This is a genomic window from Ferruginibacter sp. (assembly GCF_031430955.1).
Lineage (GTDB): Bacteria > Bacteroidota > Bacteroidia > Chitinophagales > Chitinophagaceae > Ferruginibacter.
On record NZ_JANPCM010000481.1, the window covers coordinates 1 to 4,158 of the forward strand.

Annotated in this window: 3 protein-coding genes; 1 reads left to right on the forward strand and 2 read right to left on the reverse strand. The window is 34.6% G+C overall.

The genetic code is table 11. The annotated features are described in order from the left end of the window. A partial coding sequence (locus tag ACY65O_RS13385; RefSeq protein WP_462221361.1) for a putative LPS assembly protein LptD occupies positions 1 to 2,055 on the forward strand: 2,055 nt, incomplete at its 5' end. Positions 2,056 to 2,140: 85 nt separating this feature from the next. On the opposite strand, the gene ACY65O_RS13390 is transcribed toward ACY65O_RS13385, so the two are convergent. Both ACY65O_RS13390 and ung read right to left on the reverse strand, forming a co-directional pair. After that, positions 2,141 to 2,923 (reverse strand): lysophospholipid acyltransferase family protein, encoded by a 783-nt coding sequence (locus ACY65O_RS13390; protein WP_462221362.1) that lies wholly within the window; start codon positions 2,921 to 2,923, stop codon positions 2,141 to 2,143. Positions 2,924 to 2,958: 35 nt separating this feature from the next. After that, positions 2,959 to 3,642, reverse strand: coding sequence for a uracil-DNA glycosylase (gene ung / locus ACY65O_RS13395; protein ID WP_462221363.1), 684 nt, complete (start codon positions 3,640 to 3,642; stop codon positions 2,959 to 2,961). Positions 3,643 to 4,158 lie beyond the last annotated feature (516 nt).

Sequence of the window (4,158 nt, forward strand, 5' to 3'; positions counted from 1 at the left end):
TGTAATTTAGATACACCGCATTTTGCATTTGTAAGTAAAAAAATAAAATTCATTAATAAAAAAATGGCTTTTACCGGTCCGGTGCATCCGGAGATTGAAGGTATTCCTTTACCCATTATTACATTACCCTTTGGAATATATCCGTTGTCGCAGGGCAGGCACTCGGGTTTAATTGCACCGACATTTACTGCGAACGAACAATTAGGTTTGGCATTAGAAGGCATTGGCTATTATAAAATATTAAGCGATAACTGGGATGCTGTTGCAAGAGGGACTATTTATTCGTACGGCGGGTGGACGGCGAGTATAAACCCAAGGTATTATAAGCGTTATCATTATCAGGGTAATTTTAATATCAACATTCAGCATTTCAGGGATATTGATGAATCAGGTGCAAGAAATTTTAATGTTACATGGACACATTCTGCCGATACAAAATCAAGGCCGGGGGTAACTTTTAGTGCCAACGTAAATGCCGGCAGCAGTAAGTTTAATGCATCGGTTCCCAACAGTCCGCAACGTAATTTTCAAAACCAGTTAAACTCTTCCATCGCTTATTCAAAAATATGGAAAGATAAGCCCTTCAGCCTTACCGTTAGTGCTAATCATAACCAAAACACAGCACAAAAATTAATCAATCTTAATTTACCGGATATTGGATTTAATGTAACTACACTTTATCCTTTTAGAAGAAAAGAACCCATTGGAGAATATAAATGGTACGAAAATTTAGGGGTGGCATTAAACAGTAATGTAAAAAGCCTTACTTATTTTTATGACACTGCAAGTAATATTGGTAAACAGTTAATTGATAAACTGCAATATGGTGCAAGCCATAACGTGCCCATATCATTATCGTTGCCGCCATTGGGGCCTGTGCAAATTGCACCATCCATCAGTTACCAGGAGTATTGGTATCAAAATAAATTTGTACGTAAATGGAATGCTGCCAGTAAAAAAGTAGATACTGCAATAACAAAAGGTTTTTTTGCTGCAAGAGAAATGTCGTACGGGGTATCGGGTACCACAAGAATATTTGGTATGGTTGCATTTAGAAAAGGCAGTAAGGTGCAGGCTATCCGTCATGAAATAAGGCCAAGCTTTGGCTTTAGCTATCATCCTGATATGAATGCAAAAGACCATTATTTATTACAGACAGATACAACCGGAAATAATTTTATAAGGCCGTCAATTTATGAGGGCAATATTTTTTCTGCCTTTGGCGAAGGTAAATCTGGTGCCATAACATTTGGTGTTGATAATAACATACAGATGAAAGTGAAAAACAAAAAAGATACCGGCGAAGCTGCAATAAAAAAAGTTACTTTAATTGATGGCTTCAGCATCAACAGCAGTTATAATCTTTTAGCCGATTCTTTTAAACTGCAGCCATTCAGCATCCAGGCACGTACCAATCTTTTTGAAAAAATAAATATTACCGCCGGTGCTACGGCCGTACCATATTTAACCAACAGCCGTGGCGAATTTATTGACAAAGTGGTGTGGAGCAAAAAACCACTATCGCTGGGGAAAATAACCAGTGCAAATATTGCAGTACAAAGCAGTTTTAAAGGAGGTGATAAAAATGAAAAACTACCTGTAGATAATAATAACCCCAACCAGGTAAATCCCATATCGGGTTTGCCATTAGATGAATACCAGCAGGAAGCATCGTACATCAGTAACAACCCTGGCGAATTTGCAAATTTTAATATTCCATGGAGTATTAATTTCTCTTATGCCTTATCTTATTTTAGAGAAAGAAAGGCAGATTACAGCGGATATAAAGGTTCTATTTCTCAAAATATAAACTGGAGCGGTACATTAAACTTAACTGCCAAATGGCAGATAGGTTTAAATGGTTACTATAATATTACCACAAAAGAACTGGGTTCGTTAAGTATGTATTTAACAAGAGAAATGCATTGCTGGCAAATGGCTATTAATATTTCGCCGGTGGGTAAATATCGTTTTTTTAATATCAGCATCAGCCCCAAGTCGGGCATTTTAAGAGACTTGAAAATAAACCGAACAAGATATTTTTATGACTTGTAAAATTGGTTTTAGGTGTTTAGGGTTTGGAGGTTTAGAAGTTTAGATGTGTAGGAAAAAAAATATTCAATGCTAAACATCTAAACTTCTAAACCCCTAAACTATGCTTCACATAATACTCCTTCATCACAGTAAAAACTTTTTCTTTTAAATCTTTTGCCGAAATATTTTGGGAAGATACCGCAGGCAGAAAATGCATTTTTAAACGTGTTGGTAAAAGATAGAATGTTTTATTAATGGGCATGGCTTCTTTTGTACCAATAATTACACAGGGAAGTATTTCTTTTTTACTTTCTATGGCTAATTTAAAAGCACCGTCATAAAATTGTTTTAGCGGTTCGGCAGTTCTGTTTCTTGTGCCTTCGGGATAAATACACATGTGCATGCCTTTGGCTAAAACTTTTTTCATTTCATCAAAACTTTTTATCCGGCTCCTTTCATCCTTTCTGTTTATTAAGATGGCACCTCTTCTGTAAAACCATCCAAACACCGGCACCTTAGCAAACGAATCCTTCGCAATAGTTTTATTGCCGCCGGGTATATATGGGGCCGATAAAGGAACATCCAAAAGTGCATTATGATTAAATACCACCACATAATTTTCATTTGCAATAAAATTTTCTTTTCCACTAACAGTAACAGGGCAGCCTACTAAAATTAACCAAACATTCATCCACCATTTAGAAACATTTATAAAAAAATCCTGCCCCTTTTTTTCATCTTTAAATAAATGCGATAGCATAGAGGGCAAAAAGAAAATTAAAAACGTAACCACAAAACTTACTAAACCCCAGAGTGCCCAAATTCTTGCAAAAGTATTTTTTATAATATCCAGCAAAAAAAAGGAATTACTAATTTTTTTATTCTTCATAATCTATAAATTTTCCACCTTTAGGGGATAGGAGTTTATGGAGTTAAGAGTTTCCAGTCAATGGGCTGTAATCCCTGCTTCACCAATAAATCGTTTGTTTTTGAAAAATGTTTGCAGCCATAAAAACCTTTATCTGCCGAAAAAGGAGAAGGGTGGGCTGCCTTTAAAACAAAATGTTTGGTTTCATCAATCAGTATTTGTTTTTCCTGTGCAAATTTTCCCCACAGCAAAAAAACGATACCACTTTTTTCGTCAGAAATTTTTTGAATAACTGCATCGGTAAACTCAGCCCAGCCAAATTTTGCATGGCTGAAAGGTTCGTTAGCCCTAACTGTTAATGCAGCATTTAATAACAATACACCCTGCTCGGCCAATCTTGTTAAATTACCATATTGCAGTGGCATGGCCACACCAATATCAGTTTGTATTTCTTTAAAAATATTTACTAAAGAAGGAGGTGGCTTTATACCATTTGGAACAGAAAAACTTAACCCATGTGCCTGGCCGGGTCCATGATAAGGATCCTGCCCCAGTATCACCACTTTTAATTTACTAAAAGCTGTTTGGTTAAATGCATTAAATATCAATGCCCCTGGCGGATAAATAATTTTACCGGCAGCTTTTTCTGTTTTTAAAAATGTTACCACCTGTAAAAAGTAAGGTTTGGTAAATTCATTTTTTAAAACCTCCCGCCACGACGCTTCTATTTTTACATCCATTAATAACAGATTTGTATAAAAATACAAAAGCTTGTAAATATGCAAGCTTTTATGTTGATAGTATAATTTATTCTTTTAAATTATTTTATTGAGTAAAAACAATACTCATTAACGAATTTGGCTTGGAAATCTAATTCAACAAAATTAGATTCTCTTATTAAAAAAGTTGCAGGGCTAAAAACAAAATGGGTAAAATGTGATATTGCTAAGGCACAACAGTTTTGGATTATTAGGTGGTATTCGCAGGTGATAAACAGAATTTTAAAACCAGAGAGACTTTATATTATCATATTTATTTGGGTATTTACAATATAGTTGATAAGATAGCATATTTATTTTTACAAATAACAGTTGTAAAAAATTTTAACACTCAATAATTTTATATTGTTAAAACGATGCTAATTTGCTTTTGAAAATAATCTTATGAGGAATCTTGTGTTTCATTTGAATACATATAATGCTGACAGCATTGCTAAAATGTTTTTAAAAACAGCATTGAAAGAACCAATAAGCACA

What these genes read in the sequence shown, in the direction of transcription:
- ung (WP_462221363.1), bottom strand. Translation starts at nt 3,642, where the DNA reads ATGGATGTAAAAATAGAAGCGTCGTGGCGGGAGGTTTTAAAAAATGAA.
- ACY65O_RS13390 (WP_462221362.1), bottom strand. Translation starts at nt 2,923, where the DNA reads ATGAAGAATAAAAAAATTAGTAATTCCTTTTTTTTGCTGGATATTATA.